The sequence below is a fragment of the Dactylosporangium salmoneum genome (assembly GCF_039532525.1).
GTDB lineage: Bacteria > Actinomycetota > Actinomycetes > Mycobacteriales > Micromonosporaceae > Dactylosporangium > Dactylosporangium salmoneum.
In genome coordinates this window covers 1-21506 of sequence record NZ_BAAARV010000114.1, presented here as the reverse complement: position 1 = coordinate 21506, position 21506 = coordinate 1, and the positions used below count along the sequence as shown (strand labels likewise).

Here is a 21506-nt window from a genome sequence, read left to right as displayed (position 1 = left end):
TCCGCTATGTGCGCAAAGTCCGTGTCGTTACGCCACGGCCTATCGAACTTGGTGAGATCACCTCATTACCTACGACCAAGCCCCGATACACAACGGTCCGATCACCGCAGCCGACATCCTGATGGCCAACCTGCTCAGTCTTCGACTGGGTTGGTCCGATGTCACACCGCTCTTCTCTACGGCCCCGTCACGGTTCTCGGATCTCCGTCAGGCATTGGACGACGCACTCGACGAGGTCCGGCAACTACCTGGCCTGGAGGACTGCGACGACGTCCAGTTAGCCATGCCGGCCTTGGACAACGCCAACGATACGGCAGGGGCGATGCAGCCCTATAACCCAAAACGGCGCCGAACATGGACTGATGTGACGGTGTCGAAGGTACTTCACCGGCTCGCGCCAGTGGTGCCGATCATCGATTCCTCAGTAAAGGCGTTCTACGCGACCGCCGTGCCCGGCCGGATCCGCCAGCGCATGCGAGACGACCTATGCGCGAACCGGGACTGGATGACTGAACTCGCCAAATCCTATCCCGTACACGAACATCACATGCCGCTGACCCGTGTCGCCGACATCCTGATCTGGATGGACAGCCGAGCCAGCTCTACGACCACCGCCCAGACTTAACGGCCCGCTGGACGGGCTTCTGCTGGTACTACCCAGCCCACCAACGTTCGCGGCGTGGGGTGGCGTCAAGTCGACATCTGAGACGCCCCAGCGAACTCGGTAGATCAACGCCGCGGACCAGGTCCTTGGCAATGAGATAAGGCGGTGGCAGTACGACCGCTACGACAGCCCAGGTGTCGCAGGCGCTTCGACGAGTAGTGACGTGGACCTTGTGCAGGTCTGCAGCCGGCGCTCGGACGACGGTCAGGATGACGGCGTACGCTGCATCAGCCGCTCTTTGGCCGCCTGGATTAGAACGGCGAAGAGCCGGCGGACCAGGTCTTCGGCCAGCTGATACGAAACCCGGACGCCGGCAGGTCAGCGGAGTCGATGCCGGCGAAGGGTTCCGCGATGTACCGCACCTGGTCATACGCGGAGCCGGCGCGGCTGACGGTGACCAGGGCGAGCCGATAGTGCGGAGCGGCGTTCTTGCCGGTGAGGATCTCGTTGTGGGAGACGTAGAAGTCGTCGGCACCTTCGAACCGGGTCTTGACCTCGATACGGATCGAAGGGCCGCCGTCGGCCGGAGCGGACACGATGTCGTAACCAGGGTTGCCGAACGCCTCCTCGTGCGGTTGCCGGCCGAGCGCGCGCTCGACGGCAAGGACGAAATCGATGCCGCGCCGTTCGACGGCCTTGGTCTCGCTTGCGCGGATCGGGGCGTCCGCCGCGATCATGCTTCCGACGGCGGAGAGGGGAAGTACCAGGGCGGCAGTCGTGATGCGGGGCGGCCTGGTAGCCAGGCGGGCCTGCTGCTCGAGGAGCGCCAGTCGGGTTTGCCTGCGGACTGTGAGGTCCTGCGCCTTGCGCAGGAGGCTTTCGGAGCTTTCCTTCGGCTTGACGCCGCTTCGCTCTCGTTCCCGCGCCGCCATGGCTTCGCTGAAGAGCCGGTTCGATTCGTGCGCCAGTCGCTGGTCGACCCGGATGCGGGTCCGCTCGATCTCGGCGAGCCGGCGGGGTGCGACCTCGGCGAGGTACTCGTGGAGTGAGTGGCCGATGATCCATGTCCGGGCGCGCGACTCGGCCTCGCCCAGCCATGGCAGCTTCGCGGCGCCGGTCACAACAGCGGCGCGCGGCGCGGGGACGCAGTCGAGATATGGTGCCGGGCCGGAGGGTGTGACCCGACCGTCGGCATCGACGTAGGCGTAACGGAATCGTCGGGCGACGGACGCTTCGGTGCCGTCGGCGATCTCCTCCACCACGCCCACAAGTACCTTCGGCTCCTCAACCTCTGCCGAGGCCAGGATCGTGCCGCGCTCCAGCAGTGCTCGCAGCTGTGTGGTCGTCAGGTCGGCGACGGCGTCGTGGAGTGGATGGCCGGGGGCGAGGAGATCGGCACGCGGTTTGCCGTCCGCGTGGATACGGTCGAGTTCGAACGTGACCCGCTCGTAGCGGGAGGCCACCGGCCCGTGCTTCGTGACGGCGCGGACTGCTGCGGGAACCTGGCTGATCTCGTAGCGGCCGCGCTCGCGTCGGGCGATGCGGCCCCCGAGTCGCTGGAAGGCGTGGCGGAAGGCCCACTCGATGTAATGCGGTTGCAGGCGCCGGGCGCGGGCCTCCTCCATGTCCCGGCGCATCTGGACCAGGTCCGCGTCCGAGATGGTGTCGTGGGCGAGCGCGCGTTCCTCGAGCAGTTCTTTCAGCCCGTGGGCGACCGAATCGTCGATGACCTGCTCCATCCGGGCCCTGGTCTCGGGGAGGTCGCCGTAGCGGATGGCCGCGATGAGCAGGTCGCGCAACGGCGTCTCGTCGAAGGCCGAGCCCAGGACGTCGAAGACCTTGCCGCCGTACGCCTTGCGCTGTTCCTCGACCTTCTGCAGCAGCCGGGTGAACACCTCGCCCTCGCGGGTGTTCGCGGCTACCAGGTTCCATAGCCGGCAGACCTCAGTCTGTCCGATGCGGTGGATACGGCCGAAGCGCTGCTCGATGCGGTTGGGGTTCCACGGAAGGTCGTAGTTGACCATCAGGTGGGCCGCTTGGAGGTTGAGCCCTTCGCCGGCCGCGTCAGTGGCGAGGAGCACCTGGCAGGCGGGGTTCTTGGTGAACTCCTCGGTGATCGCCCGCCGGTCGGCCCGCCGCACACTGCCGTGAATGGCCTGGACCGCGCCAGGCCGGCCGAGCAATGCGCGGATCTTGGTGGTCAGATAGTTCAGGGTGTCACGGTGCTCGGTGAAGATGATCAGCTTTCGAGGCCGCTCGGCACCGGAACGGATGAGGTCGTTGTCCTCGAGAATTCTGCGCAGTTCAACCCATTTGCGATCGGTGTCAAGGTTGCGGACCCGCCGGGCGACCAGGATGAGCCGGTCGAGGTCGGCCAGTTCGGTGTTGAGCTCCGCGACGGTGCGAGCCGTGGTGGCCGCGTCGAGCAGCTCCTCCTCCATCTGCTCGGTCTCTTCGGCGGTGAACTCGTCGCCGTCCCACTGTCCCGGGTCGATCACCGCAGGCTCGGCGATGCTGCGGCCGTGGATCAAATCGTCGCGGCGGCGCGCGAGTCGTTCGGCGCGCCGCACCAGCGACTGGTAGATCGCCTCGGGACTGGACGCCAGACGTCGCTGCAGCACCGTGAGCGCGAAACCGACGGTGTTGCGGCGTTTGTCGTCCAGCCGTGCGGCACGGTTCATGCCCTCGCGTACGTAGTCGGTGACGCGCTCGTAGAGGTCCTGTTCATCCGCGGTGAGCTGGTACGGCACGGTCTGGGCGATGCGTTCGGGGAAGAGTGGTTTGCCGGTGAACGTGAGGAGGTCCTCCTTGACCATGCGGCGCATGAGCCCGCTGGTGTCGGCGTTGTGGACACCAGCGTTGAACCTGCCTTCGAAGCCGTCGCGTTCGAGCAGCGTGAGGAAGAGCTGGAAGTCCTCCTCCTTGCCCGCATGCGGGGTGGCGGTCATCAGCAGCAGGTGGCGGGTACGGTCCCGCAGCCGCTCACCGAGCTGGAACCGCCGGGTCTTGTTCACCTTGCCGCCGAAGTAGTGCGCGCCCATCCGGTGGGCCTCGTCCACCACGACGAGGTCGAACTCGGCGTCGTCGAGCTGGGCGGTCAGCTCCTCGCTTCGCGCGAGCTGGTCCATCCGGGCGATGAGCAACGGGTACTGCTCGAACACGGTCGAGCCGAACGCGGCGTCGACCATGGCCGGGGTGAGGATGTCGAAGCGCAGGCCGAACTTGAGGTAGAGCTCGTCCTGCCATTGGTCGACCAGTCCGCCGGGCGCGACGATCAGGCACCGTTGCACGTCATCACGCAGCACCAGCTCCTTGATGTACAAGCCAGCCATGATCGTCTTGCCGGCGCCGGGGTCGTCGGCAAGCAGGAACCGCAGCGGCGAGCGGTCGAGCATCTCCCCGTACACAGCCTGAATCTGGTGCGGCAACGGCTGTACGTCGCTCGTGGCCACCGCCAGCATCGGGTCGAACAGCCCGGCCAGCGAAATCCGCTGGACCTCGGCGACCAGGCGGAACTCCTCGGCGGCGGCGTCGAACGGTCGGCTGCCCGCGTCGGACCAGCTCAACTTGGCCTCATCGGCGCGGAACAGCACCTGCTGGCGCAGCCCGCCGTCCAGCGTCTTGTAGGTCAGCTCCACCGCATCCGAACCATGCCACTGCGCCGCGATGACGACGATCGTCTCGCCGGGGACCACGCCGCTGACCCGGACACCGGATTTGAGTTCCTCAAGCCGCATGAACCTACCTCCACCGACAGCCGGAGCTCGTGCGCACGAGCTTCGCCATTATGACGATCCCGTTCCGCATCGCGGATCCTTTACCATCACCGGACGCCAACCCGTTCGGCAGTGAGGCATGGATAAAACAGAGCGCGCAGAGATCCGAAGCCTCGTGGCGGACCTCGAGCACTGGGGCCGGCGAGCCACGGAGACGCAGACACGGCGGCATGCCGTCCAGGCCGCCGCGGCCAACGGCGAACAGAACTTGCAAACCCGCAGCGTCGGGATCAGTCGGGCGGGCCGGATCGCCTGGCGCGTTGTTCCCCTCCAATCCAGCGACCAGGGCATTGTCGGACACCTCTGGCAGCGCGCGAACCTTCCTGCGGAAACCGCCGGCGACCGCGCCTTGCAGCGGCTGCTCACCAAGGAAGCGCCGCGGGTCATCGCCGAGGTCAGCCCGCTACTCGGCCTACGTCGCTTCTTCACCGGATCGGCAAAGAAGCAGTCGGCTGAAGCCGCGGCTGATGCACTGCGCCGTCACCATGCGGCGATCACCAAAGCCCGCGGACCGCAGCGCCTTGAGCAACTCGGCTCCGTCGATGCGACCTACCGTTCGGGATTACCCGGGTTGCATGCGCTGCTCGATCCGGCGCTGCGGTTGGAGCTGCTGTCAGGGCGGTCCGGCCCACGACCGGAGATGCTCGACCGGTCCGTATTCAGCGGTCTGCCCGCGGCGCTTGACACGATCGCCAAGGTCGTCGCGAGTGAGGACTCCTACCGCTCCGCGGCGCGCGCCGCGGGTGACAAGGTTCGCAAGGCAGAGGTACAGCGCGTCCTGCAGGAGATGCCGCTGGAGGCGCTCAAGGACGCGACCCGTGACCGTCTCCGGCTGGGTCCGCTCGCCGATGCCGGCGTCACGACCGTGCAGGAGGTACTGCACCGGGGAAAAGCCCTGGCGACGCTCGCGGGCGTCGGCGAGACTTCCGCGCGGCGCATGCTCGGTGCGGCACGGACGCTGCAACGCACAACCTACGATGAGATGCCGGTCCGCATCGACATCGCCAAGCGCCACCCGGAAACCACCCACCTGCTGCGCTGCCTTGCCGAGTGGGACGCGTGCCGTGTGACCCGGGGCGCGGCCGACGATCTTGCGCGCGCGGCCGAGCTCGCTCCGTTGCGCGCCGCCATCGGCGTCTGGACAAGTCACCTGCTCGTGATTCCGGCCGCGACGGCTGCCGTCGATGATCTGCGCGAGAGCATCCAGATCGTCACACGGCGGGCCGATCAACTTGGCATGTCCTCCGCGTCGGGAGCCGCCGGCGTCCGCGCGGACCCGTGGGACGACTTCCTGGCCCGGCCCGCCGACTACTTCGCCATGCTCTCCGAGCTCGGATTCATCACCGAAGACGAGAACGCGGTGCTCGGAGACCTCCCGGAGGAGATCATCGAGGCGGTGCGCAACCAGGCGCTGAGCGGTGAGCACCTCACCGCATCGCTGCGCGGCTACCAGAGCTTCGCCGCCCGCTTCGCCCTCGTCCAGCGAAAGGTCATCATCGGGGACGAAATGGGCCTCGGCAAGACGGTCGAAGCCATCGCCGTCCTGGCCCACCTCCGCAGCCGCGGTGAGACCCACTTCCTGGTGATATGCCCGGCCGCCGTCGTGACGAACTGGCTGCGCGAGGTGGCCGGCAAGTCGAAGCTGCGACCGTACCGGGTGCACGGGGCCGAGCGCACCCAGGCAGCGCGCACGTGGATGCGGGACGGCGGCGTCGCCGTCACCACGTACGAAACTCTGGCCTGGTTGGAGTCCGCGCTGACCGGCCCGCGCGACCTGGCCTGCCTCGTGGTCGACGAGGCGCACTACATCAAGAATCCCGACGCGCAGCGGAGCAGACGGACGAAGGCCCTCATCACCCGCGCCGACCGCGCCATCCTGCTCACCGGTACACCGCTGGAGAACAGACTGGAGGAATTCCGCAATCTGGCCTCGTACGTGCGGCCTGACCTCACCGTCGATGCCACGGACCTGGCACCGCGGAAGTTCCGGCGGCAGATCGCACCGGCCTACCTTCGCCGCAACCAGGAGGACGTGCTGACGGAACTCCCCGAGCTCGTCGAGGTCGAGGAGTGGCTGCCGATGTCGACCGCGGACAGTGCCCGTTACCGCGACGCCGTCACGCAGGGCAACTTCATGGAGATGCGGCAGGCGGCCATGCTCGTGGGGCCGAAGTCGACGAAGATGCAGCGGCTGATCGAAATCGCCCGTGAAGCGGCGGACAACGAGCGGCGGGTCATCGTCTTCTCCCACTTCCGGCAGGTGCTGGACCTGGTTGCCCAGTCGCTGCCTGGCCAAGTGTTCGGACCGCTGACAGGTTCGGTGCCGGCGAGCCAGCGTCAGCAGATGGTGGACCGATTCTCCTCCGCCACACACGGCGCCGTCCTGGTTGCCCAGATCCTGGCCGGCGGAGTTGGCCTCAACATCCAGGCCGCATCCGTCATTGTCATCTGCGAACCCCAGCTCAAGCCCACCACCGAGGCCCAGGCCATCGCTCGTGCACACCGGATGGGACAGGTTCAATCGGTACAGGTGCACCGGCTGTTGTCCGAAGACAGTGTCGATCAACGGATCGTCGAACTACTGGCCGCCAAGAAGCGGTTGTTCGACGACTTCGCTAGGGTCAGCGACATGGCCGACTCCGCTCCCGAGGCGGTGGACCTCTCCGAGGCCGAACTCGCCCGCAAGGTCGTGGCCGCTGAGCGCGAACGACTCGCCCGACGATCGACTGGCCAGGCCTGACTGGACGCGTCGTGAGGCAGACCTCCGGGCGAAGGGACGGCCGCCTACAGATCCTCGGCCCACGTCGCCGCTGCGTCCATGAGTACGCGCGCAGATACGGCCTCCTGTGGAATGCGCTGCCCGTTTACCAGTAGTGTTCGAGCCGGCAGCGCGAGCTGTTCGAGCCATTTGGCGATTTCACTGGCACGTTGCGGTTCAACTGGCGGTTGCCCGTGTTGAACCGCGCAGCAGTCAAGCAACAAGCGATAGAGGCCGTATGCCGGACGTACAGCCGGCAGGCCCTCGGCGGCGGCCGCCGTTGCGGCTGCTGCCGGGATGCGCAGCCCGTCGGCGTCCAGGTCGCCGAAGTAGGCGATGTCCCGGACGTCCGGCAGTTCGCCGACGCTCAGCACCGACGCCTCGAAGGCGCCGCCGGCTCCCCATCCAACAAATCCGACGTTCGTAGCTGTGCCGGGCAGGACTCGGCTCAGCGAGTCGAACGTGTCGGCGTTCTCCACCACGAGCAGGATCGGGCCGCTCCCGACGTGCCGCACGGGTAGCGGCGGGTGCGCGCGGAACGTCCGCAGCAGATCGAGCGTGAGCCGGCCCGGCCCGAACAGCGACGTACCGATCAATGCGTCCAGTCGCTTTTCGTACCCGAACACCTCCAAAGACCGCTCCCGCAGCGGCAGGACGTCGCGATCGCGGCCTCGGTCGCGTAGCCAGCCGTTGATCGTCTGCAGCACGCCGATCTGCCCGACGGTCAGCCTCGCCGTGGCCGCCCAGGCGAGCTCTGGCCGCCATGGCACCGCTCGGGCCAGCTCGGCAGCACTCGCCGTCGCTGTAGGCGCCGGCAAGGTCAGCCGGATTGGCAACGGTGGTGCCGCCGACCGGTCGAGGCTTTTCGACGGTATGACCACGCCTGCTTCGGCCAGGGCAGCGATCGTCGCGGCAAGGTCGAGCCGGCGCGTCGGACGGGTGGAGGATGCTGGGTCGGCGCGGGCGAAGAGTGGCCAGAGCTCGGCTAGCGTGATGGTGCGCCGGTCCCATGCGTCGAGTTCAGCCGCGAGGCGGCCCGCCCGAGGGGTCAACGAGTGATCGTGCGATGCGGCGATGCTCATCCCGGCCTACGGAAGACGCGAGTGGCGGTTACTGTGCCCGGCGCTATCTCGCCCGATGCCGCGTCGTCGCCGCTGAACGGTTCGGGGAGCTGCTGCCGGACGATTTCTGCGACCCTGATGTGTTTCATCCCGGCCCGCAGGTCGGCGTCGTTGCGCATACGCACCCACAGCGGGAACGCTGCCAACGCCCGGTCATCGGACAGCCCGGTTGTGTACACGAGCTGCACCCCGAGCGCGGCAGCCACACCTTGTTGTAGCTCCAGCAGGTACTCGGCGCTGGCCTTGCCGATGGGGTTGTCCAGGAACAGCACTCCGGAGTGTCGTGCGCGCAGCTGACCGCGTTCGTTGGCTCGCAGCGCGGCCATCGTGCAGTAGAGGACGATGGCAGCGGTGAGTTCCTGACCGCCGGAGAAGACCTCGTTCATGCTTTCGACCGGCACGCGTTCGTCGCGCAGCACCGCGTCGGGTTTCAGGACGTCGACGGTGAAGCCTTTCGGCACCGCCGCCTCAACGCTGCGCAGCAGCAGGGCTAGTCCATCGCGTTTGGGCGCCGTGCCGCGGCTTCCCGCGTTGCGGCTGCTGGTTGTGGTGGCAAGGTCGTCGACGACTTCGCCGACCCGGGCGGTGAGGAGGCTCGGGTCAGGCTCGGTGAACCGGATGCGCAGGAACTCCTTGCCCTCCCAGTCGCCGAGCCCGGCAGGGAGCTTCGACAGCCGGGAAGCGGTTCGTAGCGTCTTGAGGGCTCCGTCAACGAGGGCCGACAGCCGGTCGACGATGAGCTTTCGGTGTCGGCTCGCCGAGTCCAGGTCGGTGGTCAAGGTAGCCAAGCGTTGTTCGAGCTGCGTGGTGAACTCACCGGCGCGAGCGGCCACCTGCTCGCGCTCGAGGCCGACAAGGGCTCGGCGCGCCACGTTGTTCATCGTCTCGAACCGAGAGTTTCCAGCGAAGCGTACGGCGTCGTCAACGAGCCTGGCGACCTCAGCCCGGCTGCGACGCTCCTCGGATCCCGTGACCCGGAACCGGTCACGCACTCGATCGGTTGCGGCCATCGCCTGGGCGGGTTCCCCGGGAAATGGCTCATCGGCCTCGGCATCAGGATGCTCGTCGCCCGCCTCGGTCTGCTCGAGCAGTGTGGCAAGCGGCGTGACGACCTCACGGAAGGCCCGCGTCGCCTCGGCAGCAGCAGCGGCCCGGCTTTCGAGACCTGCGGTGTGAGCATTCGCGGCCTCGAGACGTTCCTGGGCCGTGCGTTGCTCGACGACGGCCGCCGCAAGCAGCGTCCTACCGTGTTCGGCGGACGTCGGCCGCCGGTCGTCGGGCAGCTGGATCCAGACCCTGCGGTTGTCGGAGGGCGTGTTCGACGCCAGCTCGTTGCGGAGCCTTCCGATCTGTTCTGTGGCGGCGCCGACGGCCGCGTCGCAGCGGGTCCGTTCGCGCTGAGCTCGGGCAACCGCCGCCTGCCGGCCGGCGGAGTCGGCGCCGTCCGGGGTGGCCAGCAGTTCCCGGGCGCGGCCGACGTCGGACGGGTTGCGGCCGGCCAGTTCGGTACGCAGCCGTGCCGCCTCGGTTTCCGCCGCCCCCGCGGCGGCGCGCAGGTCGTGTCCGACCTCGACAGCGGCGTAGGTGGCGGCCGCCGCCAGATAGGCAGCTCGCAGGTCAGTAAGACTGTCGTCCGGCACGCTGTCGGGCAGCTGTCCCGAAGCGGTGACCACGTCCCGCATCCCGTCGCGGTGGCGTGCCGCGCGGCCCGCCGCGTTTTCCGCGGCCCGAGCTGCCTCGGAGGCCAGTTCAAGAGCCCGTTCCCGCTCCGCGGTCAGTGTTTCGACGGTGCGCTCGGCAAGTTTGATTTCCTCGTCCAACTCGGGGAGCCGCGCTCGCTGCTGCATCGCGTCCTCGACCGCCTCGGCCAGGTGTCGCAGCGCCATAGATCGTTCGACGGCGGTACGCTCAGCTGTGCGCAGCTCAACGAGTTCAGCACCGATCTGCTCCAGGTTCTCCGCAGCGTCGCCCGCGGCATCACGGGCGGTACGATCGGCTTCAACGGCCGCTCCGAGGGCTTCCTCCGCAAGGGTGAGAGCCTGACGCAGTTCGTCGAGCTGGCCCGGCGGGCAGGTCTTCCGCCACGCCGCCAGCTCGGCGCGGAGCTCCCTCAGCTGGGTCAACAGTTCATCGCCGGTCTGGATTTCGGCGCCGCGGGCAGTCATCGCCCCGCGCAACTCAAGACGACGACGCTCCACGGCCTCCGGGTCGAACAACGCCGGGTTCGGCTCGACGACGAACTGTTCTACCGCTGCGGGTTCGCTGGCATGTTCGGGCGTGGGACTGGCCTCTCCGTGCATTCGGAGTAGGCGTGCGCCGGTTCCGACCGCCACCGCGGCGGCGGGCAGCAGGCGGGCGGCGTCAAGCGCCGTGCGCGCAGCCTCGACGGCGCCGACGTCAACGACAACGATGCCGTCAACGAGCTGCGGGTGGTCGGAGATGATCTGGCCGCGCTCGTCGGCGGGTACGTTCTCGGCCAGATACCGCCAACCGGCGTGGGCTGCGATCCCGACCGTCCGCAGCGCATCGAGGCTCTGTTCGACCTCCGGTCTCGGCGGAAGGAGGCCACCATTGCCCAGCGCGTCAAGGATGCGCTGGTCGTCACGCTGGGCTGCTCGCAGCTCGCTCAGGTGTTCGTCCCGCAGCTTCGCATCGGCGTGCAGTCGTTCAGCGATCGTTTCGGCGCAGGCGTCAAGCGTCGATCCGAGACGACCTTGTACCCGCGCGCCGTGATTTCGTCGAGGAGTTGCGGCGTCTGTTCCACGGTCTTTCCACGTCGGTGCGGAAGTATGCAGCGGCGCAAGCGCTCGATCCCAGCTTGGTCACCCGGTACCTGAAAGGCGATGTAATGCCGCCGACAAGCTTTGTGATCGAGCTCTGCAACGATGCAGGAGCAGACAAGGTGAGGCTCGGACGCCTGCATCTCGCAGCGCAGGAGGCCCAGCCTCGCGGGTGGGGACATGCCACCCGTCTGCGGCAAGAAGCCGCAACAGCACGCCGACAGGCCATGCATGCGAAACGCGAATTACAGTTGACCGCCGCGGCACTGGCGGATGCCCAAGATCGCATCTGCGAGCTCGAGCAGCAGCTGGCAAACCTCCGTGGACTGACGAGTCCTGCCGGCCATATCGGCGGGCGCCCGGTCTGGTATGCCGGGCCACGAGGCCGGCTGCTCACACGGCAGACCCCCGCTTTCGGCGCTCAGGTTGACCAGGTGTCGGACAGGATCGTCGCGCACCTGCGCCATCCGCAGTCAGGTCCAGGGATTCCGGCCTGCGGGACGGTGCTCGTGCCGCAGCAATCGGGCAAGTCGGCGTACGTTAGCGCTGTAACTGTCAAAGCGGCCGATGCTGGATTCGGGCTCGTCATGGTGCTTAGTGGGCCGTGGAACGCTGAGCGCACACAGTTGCAGGCGAATATCGAGGCAGCGCTGCCACCGCGTGCCCACGACATTCCGCCGGTGCGCTGGCTCACCTCGGTCACCCGCGACTACCGCAGAGCTGTACGGCAATTGCGCACGATGCCGGATCGGCAGCCGATCCTGATGGTGGTTAAGCGGAACGCGGCCGTGCTACGGAAGGTGATCGCTGATCTGCGTGAAGCCCGCAACGCGATCTCTGATGTTCCGGCACTGATCATCGATGCCGCTGGCGATACGGCACTTGCCGGCGACCGAGTAGAATCGCTGCTCAACTCGGTGCTGGACGTTGTGCCGCGCACGCAGTACATCAGGTTCGCGAGCGTCGGCGCAGATCAGGGAGTGCCGAGTCAAGACTTCGTACTGTCGGTGCCTGCCTCTGATGACTGAAAGACCCTAGGGCCCGACCCAGCCGTAGGTCATGCCCTTACTACTACAACGACAAGCGCCGGCTCAACCACGACCTTCCTGGTCAGAGCGCTTCCCTCACCGGCGAAGGCCGGGGGTCTGAAGACCATCAGCCGATCGGGTCGTCAAAGCCTCCGTCCCCGCTCAGCCGCCGACGAACACGGACCCAATCGGCATCCGCTACCTGTCTCCGCCGCCGCTTTGACCGCCGAACCCGACAATGGCAACCACCGCCCGGCATCGGGCCAGCCGCACCGCGATTACATCGTCAATCAACCTGCGGGCCCATCAACCAGGTGGACGGCAGGTCAATGCGTTGGGCAATGGTGCGTGTCGGACCTGCACCCAACACCCCTCCACGAGGTAAGGCCGACCTAACACTCCAGCCAGGGGCCCTCTCCCATGACGACCTAGTCTTCATCCCTTCGTGCGTTTCGGCGCCCAGTCAAGCTCAGACTCGGTGGTTGGACCGGATCGGTAGCGGCGAGCCAGTCTCGCGACGTGCTCCACGGCGCCGTCATCGACGATGTACGAGGCGCTGGCGCTGATCCAGCGGTAGTTGTCGTCGCGGCTCGCGAACGTGTCGTGGTGGAGCTCGCAGCCGACCAGCACCGTCCAAAATATAGAGCGTCCGGCGTCGGCAAGTCGAGGCAGCAGATCGCGGCGCATCAGCAGAGTCGCCGGGCCGCCGACCGCTACCGAGGGGTCGTGCACGCCGACGCCGTTGACGTCGCGCCAGACGAAGTCGACACCCCGGCGAAGCCGCAGGATGTCGAGCAGCTGGCGGCTCGGGACATAGCCCCGGGTCTGTTCGTCGGCGGACGCATCACGAGCCGTTCCCATGCCGCCGTACCAGGCCGCGCACTCTTCGAACCTGGTCGGCGGCTCTTCGCGGCCGCGCCACTCGCTGTCGCCATCTGCGGCCGCCCACTCAAGGGAGTCCGGGTGTCCGCCCAGCAGCACGCCGTGCAGATCTGGGCGCTCAGGCATCCACCGGCCGAACCAGTCCTTGCCGTCGGCCCAGGCGCGCAGCCGCTCGGCGTCGCTCAACGGGACGAGGTATGCGTGGAGCTGCAGCCATACGGCATGCCGAGGCGTCTGGAGTGCCAAGAGCTCCGGCGGCAGCGGCTGCTCCCAGGCAGGGCTACCGGCGAGCGCGAGCCAGGCGACGCCCGAGGAATCGATGAGCGTGATGAGGTCCAGGGGATCGGGTATGGCACTGGTGTCCAGTGGGTATTCGGCTGGCGGCGACGACTCGAAGGACGCGCCGACTGGCGAGAACCATTGACGTTCCCGCGCACGAGGTGGCTCTGGCTTCCGGGCCAGCAGGGTCGGATCGATGTCGCGCCAGGTGACCTGCTCCGGATTGGTGACGGCCGCGGGGGCTTCACTTGGCTGGGTCTGGATCAGGTGATGGTCCGTGATGCGCCCGAGCGTCTCGTAGAACCCGATCCACTGGTACTTCTTCCCGATGCGCTCCAGCTCCTCGTTGCGGCTGCGTCGGCGTGCTATCCCTCGGTCGCTGTCGCAGAACCGCTCCGGGGTCCAGCCCAAGTCGACGACTCGGTCGAAGATTGCGGCCTGCGCCGTGCGGAGCAGGCCGCGGCGGTCCGTCGTCTGCAGGTCGCGCAGCGCGGGCTCGATGATGTATCGCCCGAAGTCGCCGAAGCCGGTGAGCGACCTCCAGATCAAGCCGTAGCCGGTGTCCTCGGGCTCAATCATCGCCTCGATCTCGGCCTGCGACCGGGCCTTGACCGGCCAGGCGGCCCCGTATGGCGGATCAGCCGCCGGGCCGGACCATCCGACGGACCGGGCGAACTCGAACGTACGCCGTAGGTAGTCGCGCGTCAGCAGGTGTTCGGGCATGCGTTTGGCGATGAGCGCCTGCGCGGCGTCGGCGATTTCGACGATCGCCGTCCGGTCGTCGGTTCGCAGCACCGTGCCGCAGGCTGCTGCGGCCATCCGCTCGATCACGTATGGGTCGTTCACCTCGCCGAACCGGCGCAGGCCGCTGGCGAAGCCCACGGGCGCTCGCCCAGCAATGCAGACGATGGCCTTCGTCGCGCGATCGCGGACCCGGCGGTCGCTGGAGGCCGTGAGCCACCCAAGGAGCTGGACTGCGAGGCGCGCCACGTCGTCCGGCAGTACCGAGGGCTCGGCACTGTTCGTCGGCCACGCCCACTCGAGGAGCCGGCCAACGGCCGTCTCCTCACCCTGGTGGGCCGTGTCGGTAAGCGCAACGGACCACTCCACGTCGCGCTTGCCGACATCCAGAGCTGAGAGGCGGCCGTGCAGCCAGTCCGCGTTGAGCCGATGACCTGGGACGCAGGCGAGACCAACGATCGTCTCCAGCAGAACGGGGCGCCAGTACTCGTGTTCGAGCAGCAGCTCCACGAGCTCCACCGCCCGCGAGGAGACCGAGGCCGGCGACCGCAACGGGATACTGTTGACAAAACCGTCGATGCGGTCGAACGGCGCCGCACCGCTGTCGTCCAGCCCGAGGTCGATCAGCTCAACTTGGTGACGCTCGGGCACGATGACGGCGAGGGCACCCAGCAGCCCATCCTCGCGCCACCTGTCGTCTCCGAGCTCCTGGAGCCAGGACCGGATCAGCTCGGGCGAGCGGCTCGCTACCTGCTCGGCGCGGATGATGTCGCCGAGGCGCTGGTAGCCGAAGACGATACGTCCGCCAGCGATCTCGTTGAGCACGCCCTCGGCGATGAGGCCTAGCAGCAGCGACGTCGACCATGGCCGGTTCGGCAGGACGGCTGTCGTGATGCGCTGGACGTCGGCTCGCGGCATGGGGCCGTCGCCGAGCTTCGCGAGCTCGCGAACGGCGGCGCCGACCGGGTTGTCAAACTCGTCGTAGTCGCACCTTCCGGCGCCCGACAGGCGTCGGTTGACGGCGTCCAGAAACGCCCGGCAGATCGCGGCGACGCCGGCGCTGCCGAATGGAAGGCTGTCCTCGCCGAGCGTGACGAGCGCCTCGCACGCCAGCTTCAGGAAGAGCGGATTGCCAAACTCGGGGTTCCACACGGGAAAGGCCGGCTGCTCTAGTCCGTACTCGCGCGTGAACCGGCGTATTGCGGTGCCGGTTGCCTCGGCGAATCCCACGTGCTCGACCCGTGGAATGGCGAGGTCGCCGACGACCCGCCCGACGAATTCGGTTCTGCAGGACAACACGATCCCGACGTGCCGGTACCGGGCAGCCGCCTGCACCAGGACGCGGACCTCGTCGCACCACCGCTCTGGTCGTTCGCCCTCGTTCAGGGCATCGATCATGAGCAGCCCGATGCAGCCGGTGGCCTCCGCAGCGGCGTCCAGTACGGCGAGGACGTCGTCGGCCGAGCCGCCGAGCTGGGTCATCTCGGCCAGCTGCGGCAGCAATGCCCGGCCGTCGAAGTCTTGACCAGCGATGAGGATAGTGGGGCGGCCATCGGCGAGCCGGGCTCGTGCGACGTCACATAGCAGGTGGGTCTTGCCGACGCCGGCTCGCCCGACGAGCAGGAGGGCGCGCGCACGCGCGGCCCGGCCGGCCGCGGCCCGCTCTAGGTCGCCGGCCCGTTCGAGCGCGCCGGAGGCGTCGCGTACGTGGGCGTACAGCGAGGCGGCCTCACCGACAAAGTGGGAGTGCTGCTCGAGACAATGTTCGTACAGCAGATCCGAGACCCGCTGTACGGACTCCGCTGCCGCCGCGAGCGGGCCGGCGGCAGCGGCCGGAAGCCCAACCGATTGCAGCTCGCCGATCACGGCGGCGACGGCCGCGTCCGCCGAGGTGAGCGCGGTCGCCGCACTGCCCAGGGCCTCGCCGAACAGTCCGGCCAACGGCCCGGGCGCTCGCCAGGTCCAGCGCCGGGACGCCCGTAGCGCCGCCAGCGCGGTCTGCCACTGCTCCAGGTAGGCGGTCTCGCGCCCGACGGCCTGCAGAGCCTGTACGGCGGGTACCTCGACGTGCAGCTCCGGTGTGTACCGGCGGCCCAGTTTGGCGATCACGTCGCCGAGCCGCCGTGCCAGCCAGTCGGCGGTCAGAATGTCGGCCGAGAACCAGTACCGTGCGCGTCCTGCGTTAAGCGCCTCGGTCAGCGCCGCAACCATCTGGTGCAGGCCCACGAAAACGAACTCGACGTCGAGGCCCTTCGCCCGCGCGAGTTCCTGCCAACTCTCTACCTTGGCGGTCCAGCGGGTGTGCGCCGACTCGCGGTCGCCGGTATCTCCGGCCGGAAGGTCGAAGGGGCAAGCGACGAAGTACCGCCGCAGCGTCGGCTCGCGCTCGAGCGCGCGCTTGACGGAGGAGGTGATCTGGCCGGCGGCCGACGCGTTGAATTCGAAGATGTACTTGGCCTGCCACGCCCACACGTCGCCGTTCTGTAGGACGCCGCGGCCCTCGCGTCCGCCGTCGGGGTTGCCGAACCGTTCGAAGCGCACGCCCTCGGGCCACACGAAAATGCTCTCTTCGATGAGGGTCGAGGAGAGCTCCTCAAAGGCGTTCGAACGCGAGGCGGGCTGTCCGTAGGGCCGGATACGGGCGAAGTCAATGTCGGGGAGCGTGACAGACAAGCGGGCGTACCTCGTACTCGAGACCAATGACACGTCGAGGGAAGCGTATCTCGTGACCAGGGACACTCTCTGACACCCGCCGCGGCCACGCCCGTCCGTCGGCGGCGATCACAGTCGGCGCCGCCTCCGGCCGCCTCGCAGGAGCCCGCCGATTTCCGGCTGGCCCTGAAACAACTCGGGCTGCTGACGCGAACGACCGCCGCGTTCGACGACATCCCCTGACCACTAGCCGTCCCTCGATCGGTGCACAGTCATAGCCGCGTTCCGGTCGCAAGGTCATGGCGGCCCTGGGGACGCCTGTCCCCCAAATCCCGACCACGACCGCCACCGCCCGGCGACCGGCCGCGCCGCGGACAAGATCGTTAGTTGACCTGCGGGACCACCAACCACGCCGACGGCAGGTCAGGGCGTTGGGAAATGGTGCGTGTCAGGCCTGGCCCAACACCCCCTCCACGAAGTCAGGCTGACCTAAGAACTCGAGCACACTGCGGTCGTGAAGACCCACGCATCAAGGCGCGGAACGACGGCGACAACGCGGCCACCCGCCGTGGCCGGCGAACTCGGGCCAGCCGCGTCTGCGGGGGCCGCGGGAAACCACCAAGATCAACATCATCTGATTATCAAGCGCGACTCCGGCCACACCGCCTCACGACGCGGTCACGACTGGCTCGGTGCCGCGATCCACGCCATCGGGACCTCGACCAACCTTGATCAGGTGCACGCACATGGCCGATGAGCGCGCGTGTCATGGCGATGACCGGATCTTCTTATGGAGACATCACGCCGGTGGATTTGAGCAGTCGATCGTCTGGGCGGGCGATGGTATCGGGCCCTCATCACGGCGGCATCCGGTGCTGGCTGTAGCGGCGGCCACTTCCGCCGAACCGCCGAGGTCGAGCCGGAACGCCATCGTCCAACGGCCGACTACCAGGAAGCGATGGCCGCCGGGATACTGGGCCATGAGACTGGGGTGGGGGTGCACCAGTGACCGGCCGATCGTGGACGCGCGGGTTCGCCCCGCCCGGCAAGCAGCAGTACTTCAAATGCTCCGAGCCGGATTGCCCGGATTCCGTCACGTATCCGGGTAACGATCCGCGCAATCCCGATCGGTGTTCACAGCATCACCAGTACATGGACGTTCCGGTGTACAAGCGGTGACCGACCCCGTTTCGATCTCTAAGGAGAGCATCAAGGCGCTCGGGCCCGGCGCGTATCTGGTGACCGCGCTGCCGAGCATCGTCTTCGTGCTGACGCTGTTCGCCCTCCTCAGCTCGCGGCTCGTCCCGTTCATGGCGCCGGCCAGGCAGGGCGGGAAGGAGATCGGGCGAGGCATACCGTCGGTGCTCGCCGCGGCGCGGTCCCTCGGGGTGGCCGGCACCGTCCTGCTGGTGCTCGCCGTTGTGTGCGTCGCCGTGCTGCTGCGCCCGCTGCAGATCTCGCTGGTGCAGGTGGTCGAGGGGTACTGGGGTGCCCGCGCCCAGGAAGGCTTTGTGCACGCGCTCGCCACCGAACGCCACCGGCGGGCGCGCGATCGGGCGTTGGCCCGGCTTTCCGTGCGGCTTCAGGCGCCGGCGAGCCTCGACCTCACCGAGCTGGCGGCCTTCGCGCGTCGGCAGCGCGGCGTGACCCGGCTGATCGGGCGCGCGAACGCGGCCCTCGGCCGTTACCCAGCCGACGGCGACCATCTCATGCCGACCGTGCTCGGCAACGTCCTTCGGCGAGCCGAGACGACCGCCGGCGAGCGGTACGGCCTTTCGACGGTCGTGACGTATCCGCGTCTCTACCCGCACCTGTCGTCGAAGCTCGACGGGGAGATCAGCAATCAGCTGGACACGCTCGACACCACCGCCACCTTCGTCGTGCTGTTCTCTCTGGAGACGGTCATCACCAGCGTCCTGCTGATCCGGTTCGACTGGTGGATGTCGGTGCCGCTGGTGTTTTTCGCCATGTTGTGCGTCGCGTACGTCGGCGCCGTTCGCGCAGCCGCCCGGCACGGCGAACTGCTCGCCGTGGCGTACGACCTGCACCGTTTCGACCTGCTCAAAGCGTTGCACCTCGAACTGCCGGAGAATCCGGCCACCGAGGTGGCCAACAACAAGGTGCTGTCGGACTTCCTACAACGCGCCGTCGGCGAGACCCCACCCCCGTCGTCGTGGCGATACCAGCACTCGTCGTCGGACCCGGGCGCGGCGGCGGGCGCATCGCCACCCGGACCATCGATCGAAGACGCCGGGAAGGGCTGATCAGCGCACCCCGAGGGCCGCCAGCCCCGGAGTCGTCGAGCTCACCGGTCCGCCAGCACGACCCGGCCGCCGAAACCGGCGATGTGGACCACGATCGCCGCCGCCCGGTGATCCGCCGCGTCAGCACCGAGCTTGCCGCGAAGGCGTGCCGACCGGACGTCGGCCAGCACGTCCGTCGCCGCGGGGGCATCGGTATCGGCAAGGAGCTCCTTGGTGTCGGCCTTGCCGATCATCCGCACGCGGAACGTCGGCCCCAGCCGGCCGCCGACGACCGCCCAGTGCTCGGGCAGCCGCAACTCGACGCTTCCGAATGCCCAGCAGGACACCGCCAGCTGCATCGTCTGGCGGGGCGGGACCGCGGCGGCGCGGAGGTCGACCACCACCCGCGCACCGACTGTCAGTACCGTCAGATATGCCGGCAACCGTTCCCCGGCCTGCGACGTCAACGTGCGCGGCAACATGACCGCGATCAACTGCCGGACCGGGTCCATCCGGTCCCGGGTCCGCGGCCCTCTCGCCATCAGCCAGCCTCCGATGCCAAGGGCCGCCAGGCCGGCCAGATTCGGTACGACGGACATCGACAACCAGCCACGCTGGACCGCAAGCGCCGCGCATCCGCCGGCGAGCAGCACGAGCGGCCATGCCCGCCCAGCTGGCGGAAGCATCGACGCCAGCACGCCGAGGAGCCCGATGGTGATCGCCAGGTAGGCGCCGTAGCTCGTCAGGAGGCGCAGGAGGCGTTCGATCCCGCTGCTTCCTTCGACGGTTGCGACCGCGCCGACGCCGATGAAGACGACTAAGACAACTGCCCGCCCTGTGCCCACGGTCTCCTTCCCGCGTGCTCCGCTGATGGAGACGTACCCTACCGTCCGCCCGGTGCCGCCACGACCGTCCGGCGCGGGCCGGGTCAGCGGGCCTTGAGCCAGGTCGGCAGTGGTGCGTAGTCGCTGACGTGCGGTATCCCTCGGCAACCGCGTTGTCGTCCGCATCCGGCCATGCGTTGGGTTCCAGAATTCGCCTTTACCGGGCGGCCGTTGCCAATGCCCGAGCCGACGCAACAGCCGCGGCGTGGACGAGGCGCTCGAAGCGCTCACCGCGGCCACCTTCGGCGAACACGGCGTGTTCATCAACGCCGTCGAGCAACTCGTTGACATGCTGACCAGGCACGGCCGGGAAGAGCAACTGCACGAGTTGGTCGCCGGAGATGGCGGTGAGCCCGCCGTCTTCCAGGCCGCCTGGTCGGAGAGCCTCGATCGTGTGGACGAGGCCGTCGACGCGATGCGGCCCTTCGCGGCGAATAGTTCGCCGAACGCTGCCGCCGCCCTGGCGAAGCCGTTGACACGGCACGGCCGCGCCGACGAGGCGATCGAGGTCTTGTGGCCGGTGCCGAGGTTGATGGGCGGCGACCCGGAATGGCTCGTCGGCATCCTGTGCGGGCTCCTGATCGAGCGAAGCCGGGCCGACGACGCGCTCGCAGCGATCGACGACCTCGCGGCACACTACGGCGGCATATGGATCGAGCTGCTGTTCGAGCGGGTCGAAGTGCTCGCCCGGTCCGGACGGGTCGAGCAGGCGATCGCCGAGCTGCGGGCCCGCCGCGAAAGCACCTGGTACGGCAGCTCGAAACGCGCCGACCTGGTCGTCCTCGCGGTCGCCCGGGCGAGGCGATCCGGACATTGCAGTCCGCCGAACACTCCACCCGGGTCGCCCCCAGCTCGCCATGCTCCTGATTGACCAGGGCCGCGTCAAGGAGGCACTGGCCCTGTTCGCCACCGAAGGGGCGTCCACGAGCGAGGCGGACCATGCTTTCTGGCAGCAGTTCCACCGCAACGGCCAAGCCTCCGGGCACAAGCCGCCACCCATCGTGGACCGGTGAATCTCGGCATCTCAAAAGGCGCCGCAAACGATCGTGGCTTAATCTCATGCCGCTGGTCGAGCACAACGGCAGAAGGCGGTCTGCGGCGAGACGAACCGAAAGCGCGGGTCGGCGCTCAGCGCGCGAAGCGCCTGAAGACGACTTGCTGAGTCGTGCGGTCAGCGGTCGCCGTGTAGCCGGCGGCCATCCAACCGAGGCGGCTCTGGCTGTGCGTGCTCCCCGGATCGTCCTCGTTGTTCCACCAGGCGCCATGCCGATAGGCGCTCGAAGGCAAACCCCAGGCAGCAAGTTGGCGATCTCATCGAAGGTCATGCGCACCCCCGGCCTGCCGGAGGTGCGAAGTCGATCCCGAAGCGGGTCGTATTTGCTCACATGCCAACCGTGCTGGAAACCGGCAGTCCACACAATGCGCCATTCGTCTGCCTCACGTCGGACCGCCCGGTCCTCGAGGTTCATGCACGCAGGTGCAGCGCACCGCGCTCGGCGACTGGCCGCGACTCGCCTTAATCAGCTGAGCCGCGATCCGGTCGCGGAGGCACAGCGACCAGTCCCCCATGTCCGACCCCGGCCGTCACCGCCCTGCGACCGGGTCAGCAAGCAGCAAACGCGCGTCATTAGTCAACCTGCGGGACCGCCAACCACCCAGACAGCAGGTCAGGGCGTTGGGAAATGGTGCGTGTCCGACCTACTACCGCAGCCTGCGGGAGATGGCCGCCTGGCTCATCGAGCAGGGCGTCACCCACGT

The 21506-nt window shown here is 68.0% G+C and carries 13 protein-coding genes; 7 read left to right on the top strand and 6 right to left on the bottom strand.

The annotated features are described in order from the left end of the window. Positions 1–64 precede the first annotated feature (64 nt). Positions 65–625 (top strand): DUF6308 family protein, encoded by a 561-nt coding sequence (locus ABD352_RS50465; protein ID WP_344619811.1) that lies wholly within the window; start codon positions 65–67, stop codon positions 623–625. 290 nt (positions 626–915) lie between these two features. Here ABD352_RS50465 and ABD352_RS50460 read toward each other — a convergent pair whose 3' ends face one another. Further along, complete coding sequence (locus ABD352_RS50460; RefSeq protein WP_344619810.1) at positions 916–3999, bottom strand: helicase-related protein; 3084 nt, start codon at positions 3997–3999, stop codon at positions 916–918. A 460-nt stretch (positions 4000–4459) separates the two neighbouring features. Here ABD352_RS50460 and ABD352_RS50455 point away from each other — a divergent pair, with 460 nt between their 5' ends. Then, on the top strand, positions 4460–7120 hold the full coding sequence (locus ABD352_RS50455; RefSeq protein ID WP_344619809.1) for a DEAD/DEAH box helicase: 2661 nt from the start codon (positions 4460–4462) through the stop codon (positions 7118–7120). Positions 7121–7164: 44 nt separating this feature from the next. Here the strand turns inward: ABD352_RS50455 and ABD352_RS50450 are convergent, their stop codons facing one another. Next, on the bottom strand, positions 7165–8220 hold the full coding sequence (locus ABD352_RS50450; protein WP_344619808.1) for a Wadjet anti-phage system protein JetD domain-containing protein: 1056 nt from the start codon (positions 8218–8220) through the stop codon (positions 7165–7167). Beyond that, positions 8217–10559 carry a coiled-coil domain-containing protein gene (locus ABD352_RS50445; protein WP_344619807.1) on the bottom strand — a complete coding sequence of 781 codons (2343 nt, stop codon included), beginning with the start codon at positions 10557–10559 and terminating at the stop codon, positions 8217–8219. Before ABD352_RS50445 ends, ABD352_RS50450 begins: the two co-directional genes overlap by 4 nt. A gap of 129 nt (positions 10560–10688) precedes the next feature. On the opposite strand from ABD352_RS50445, the gene ABD352_RS50440 reads away from it, so the two are divergent. Both ABD352_RS50440 and ABD352_RS50435 read left to right on the top strand, forming a co-directional pair. After that, complete coding sequence (locus ABD352_RS50440) at positions 10689–11096, top strand: hypothetical protein (protein ID WP_344619806.1); 408 nt, start codon at positions 10689–10691, stop codon at positions 11094–11096. Beyond that, on the top strand, positions 11078–12067 hold the full coding sequence (locus ABD352_RS50435; RefSeq protein ID WP_344619805.1) for a hypothetical protein: 990 nt from the start codon (positions 11078–11080) through the stop codon (positions 12065–12067). Before ABD352_RS50440 ends, ABD352_RS50435 begins: the two co-directional genes overlap by 19 nt. Positions 12068–12502: 435 nt before the next feature. Here ABD352_RS50435 and ABD352_RS50430 read toward each other — a convergent pair whose 3' ends face one another. Continuing rightward, the gene (locus ABD352_RS50430) at positions 12503–16642 is read right to left on the bottom strand and encodes an NACHT domain-containing protein (protein ID WP_344619804.1); all 4140 of its coding nucleotides are present in this window, start codon (positions 16640–16642) and stop codon (positions 12503–12505) included. Between the two features lie 1154 nt (positions 16643–17796). Between ABD352_RS50430 and ABD352_RS50425 the strand changes: the two genes are divergently transcribed. Continuing rightward, positions 17797–18885 (top strand): hypothetical protein, encoded by a 1089-nt coding sequence (locus tag ABD352_RS50425; protein ID WP_344619803.1) that lies wholly within the window; start codon positions 17797–17799, stop codon positions 18883–18885. Between the two features lie 41 nt (positions 18886–18926). Here the strand turns inward: ABD352_RS50425 and ABD352_RS50420 are convergent, their stop codons facing one another. Then, entirely contained in the window at positions 18927–19709 is a 783-nt protein-coding gene (locus ABD352_RS50420; protein WP_344619802.1) for a hypothetical protein, read from the bottom strand. A 244-nt stretch (positions 19710–19953) separates the two neighbouring features. Here ABD352_RS50420 and ABD352_RS50415 point away from each other — a divergent pair, with 244 nt between their 5' ends. Together ABD352_RS50415 and ABD352_RS50410 are read left to right on the top strand one after the other, a co-directional pair. Continuing rightward, entirely contained in the window at positions 19954–20619 is a 666-nt protein-coding gene (locus ABD352_RS50415) for a hypothetical protein (RefSeq protein WP_344619801.1), read from the top strand. Next, a complete protein-coding gene (locus ABD352_RS50410; protein ID WP_344619800.1) occupies positions 20606–20761 on the top strand; it encodes a hypothetical protein in 156 nt (51 codons plus the stop codon). The genes ABD352_RS50415 and ABD352_RS50410 overlap by 14 nt, the downstream gene beginning before the upstream one ends. 115 nt (positions 20762–20876) lie before the next feature. Here the strand turns inward: ABD352_RS50410 and ABD352_RS57925 are convergent, their stop codons facing one another. Further along, entirely contained in the window at positions 20877–21035 is a 159-nt protein-coding gene (locus tag ABD352_RS57925) for a DUF7662 domain-containing protein (RefSeq protein WP_425553964.1), read from the bottom strand. Between the last annotated feature and the right edge of the window lie 471 nt (positions 21036–21506).